At 72.7% G+C, this 2239-nt stretch carries 4 protein-coding genes; all 4 read right to left on the reverse strand.

Features of this window, described 5'->3' with window-relative positions; genetic code table 11:
• The coding region (locus AC3XYG_RS15185) for a phage GP46 family protein (RefSeq protein WP_489140679.1) at positions 1-381 on the reverse strand (381 nt) is incomplete at its 3' end.
• A 4-nt stretch (positions 382-385) separates the two neighbouring features.
• The gene (locus tag AC3XYG_RS15190; RefSeq protein WP_489140680.1) at positions 386-835 is read right to left on the reverse strand and encodes a phage baseplate assembly protein domain-containing protein; all 450 of its coding nucleotides are present in this window, start codon (positions 833-835) and stop codon (positions 386-388) included.
• Positions 832-1974: a phage baseplate assembly protein gene (locus tag AC3XYG_RS15195; protein WP_489140681.1), complete on the reverse strand. Its 1143-nt coding sequence runs from the start codon at positions 1972-1974 to the stop codon at positions 832-834. The genes AC3XYG_RS15190 and AC3XYG_RS15195 overlap by 4 nt, the downstream gene beginning before the upstream one ends.
• Positions 1974-2239, reverse strand: a 266-nt coding sequence (locus tag AC3XYG_RS15200; RefSeq protein WP_489140682.1) for a hypothetical protein, incomplete at its 5' end; no start/stop codon positions are given. The genes AC3XYG_RS15200 and AC3XYG_RS15195, both read right to left, overlap by 1 nt.

Here is a 2239-nt window from a genome sequence, read left to right on the forward strand (position 1 = left end):
CCGGTCGGGGGGGCTACCCTGCCATTCGGTCTCGATGCCGATGCTGGTGGCGATGCCGTCGCGCACCATCCAGGCCAGGGCCTCCCGGCAGTAGAGCTCGGCGCGACGGCGGGTCTCGGGCGAGATCGGCGCGCGGGCGAGCAGCCAGAGGCGGGAGCCGATCGGGTCCGCCGCCTCGCCCTCCAGCGCCAGGTCACCCCACCAGCCGCGGCGGTCTTCATCGCGCGGGTCCGGCAGGGCTTCGTCGGTGGCGGCGCGGCGGTCGGTGAACAAGGAGACGGCGACGGCGGTGCGCAGCGTGGCATCGGCGCCAAGGTCGGGGGGCGTGACCAGCCAATCGCCGCGGCCCGCCGCGGCGTCCCAGATCGTCGCGATGTCCATGGTGTTACTCCGCGAAGACCTTGGTCGCGTTCGTGCCGTCGGCGAGCTTCACCAGCTTGGTCGCGCCCTCGCCCCGCTTGATGTTCGGCGCCTCCACCACCACCGGGCCGGAGGAGATGATGCGCACCGCGGTGGCGCCGGTGATGGTGACGCCATCGGCGCCGAGCACCACCTGCTGGCCGCTGGCATCGCGCAGCCCGACCTCGCCGGGCGCGAGGTCGGTGACGCGCTGCGCCGGGCAATCAGCGATGGCGATGCGATGGTTGGAATTGCCGCCGACGCGCAGCGCCAGCACATCGGTGCCGACGGGCGGCAACCAGGTGAGGCCACCGGGCAGGAACAGCTCCATCCGCCGCACCGCCTGGCCGGCGAGCAGCGAGACATCGACGATCACCCGGCCGCCGGAGAGGCGGGCGGCGGTGACCGTGCCGCGGAGGATGTCGTCGCCGGTCATCGACCCGGGATCCGCTGCACGTCGCCCCAGGGGTTGCCGCCGGCGCCGCCATGGCGGCTGCGACGGACCTGGCCGGGGTCCGGGGTAAAGCCCTCGGGCGGGCCGAGTTCCAGCTCCGTGGTGCGGCCGTCCTTGCCGAGATGGTAGGTCACGCCGGCGATCAGCATCTCGCGTTCCAGCTGCAGCAGCGGGACGCTCGCATGGATTCTGCGATTGGTGTGCCAGAGCGTGCCATCGGCCTGCCGCCACCCCTGAACGGTGATGCGGGCGCGCGTGCTGCGGCCGGCGAAGAAACGCGCCTGCCACTGGGCCCGCTCCTGCGCCTGCGCCGGTGTCAGCGCCGCTTCCGCGGGGGTAGCGCGGGGCCGATAGCGCGGCACGTCGGGGTCTTCGGCCCGCCCCATGACGCCGGGGTTGGCACCGCCGCCGGACGGCTGCCGCTGGCCCTGGATAGGATTCACCCCGGCCCAGGATGCGGCGCTGCCATGCTGCGCGAGGATGGTGTACCGGCTGAATCGCTTGGTGACGTTCAGCTCGGCGCTGGCCTTCAGTACATTCCGGCCCTGTTCCAGGGTGCCGACGGCGCGCTGATCCCCGGTGCGGGTAATGACAAGGCGGCCGCGCGCGTCATCGGTCAGCAGCACGGCGCGCAGCCGGGCCTGGCGTTCGAGGAATTCGAATGCCGAATCCCCCCGTTCCAGCGTCGCCACGTCGATCGGGGCGCCGACATCGGTCTCCACCACCACCTCGATCCCGAAGGGCTGACAGATGGCGCGGGCAATGGCGTCCAGCCTGGCGCCGCGGAACTCGCCGCCCGGGATCTCCGGCGTGCAGTCGATCAGATCCTCGGTCTTGCTGCGGCCGAGGATGCGCACGCCGTGGCTGCGGCCGTCGAGCGACGGGAAGTAGCAGTCGACATAGCCGGTCAGCACCAGATCGGCACCGAAGCGGAACTCGACCGGGGCGAAGGGCTTGATCGGCCAGGCCTCGGACTGCCCCTGCCATTGCTCGGCGACCTGCACCTCGAAATCCGTCGCCAGCTTGTCGATCGCGCGGGTGATGCGCAGCGGCATCCAGCCGAAGTAGTCGCGACCGTCGACGCGGAGCGACGGCTGGCCGTTGGGGTCGGGCTCCGGCATCAGGTGGCTCCCGCCCGGTCGTAGATTCGGCCGGCACGGGGCATGAAGGCCGGGTGCGGCGCGTCGTTCAGCGCTGCCAGCTCATCCGCCCGGGCCGCGTCGCCGTGCAGCCGATGCGCCAGGGCGAGGCTCGGCAGGCTGGCGCCGAGCGCGTAGGGCACCAGCCGCGGCAGGGCGATGGCACGGGCGGCGGCGTCGGCGACCAAGGCCGCCAGCACGTCCCGCCAGGCGGCGTAGAGCTCATCCGCCCCGGCACCGGCAGCCC

The sequence above is a fragment of the Inquilinus sp. genome, assembly GCF_057815775.1.

What these genes read in the sequence shown, in the direction of transcription:
- AC3XYG_RS15195 (WP_489140681.1), bottom strand. Translation starts at nt 1,974, where the DNA reads ATGCCGGAGCCCGACCCCAACGGCCAGCCGTCGCTCCGCGTCGACGGT.
- AC3XYG_RS15190 (WP_489140680.1), bottom strand. Translation starts at nt 835, where the DNA reads ATGACCGGCGACGACATCCTCCGCGGCACGGTCACCGCCGCCCGCCTC.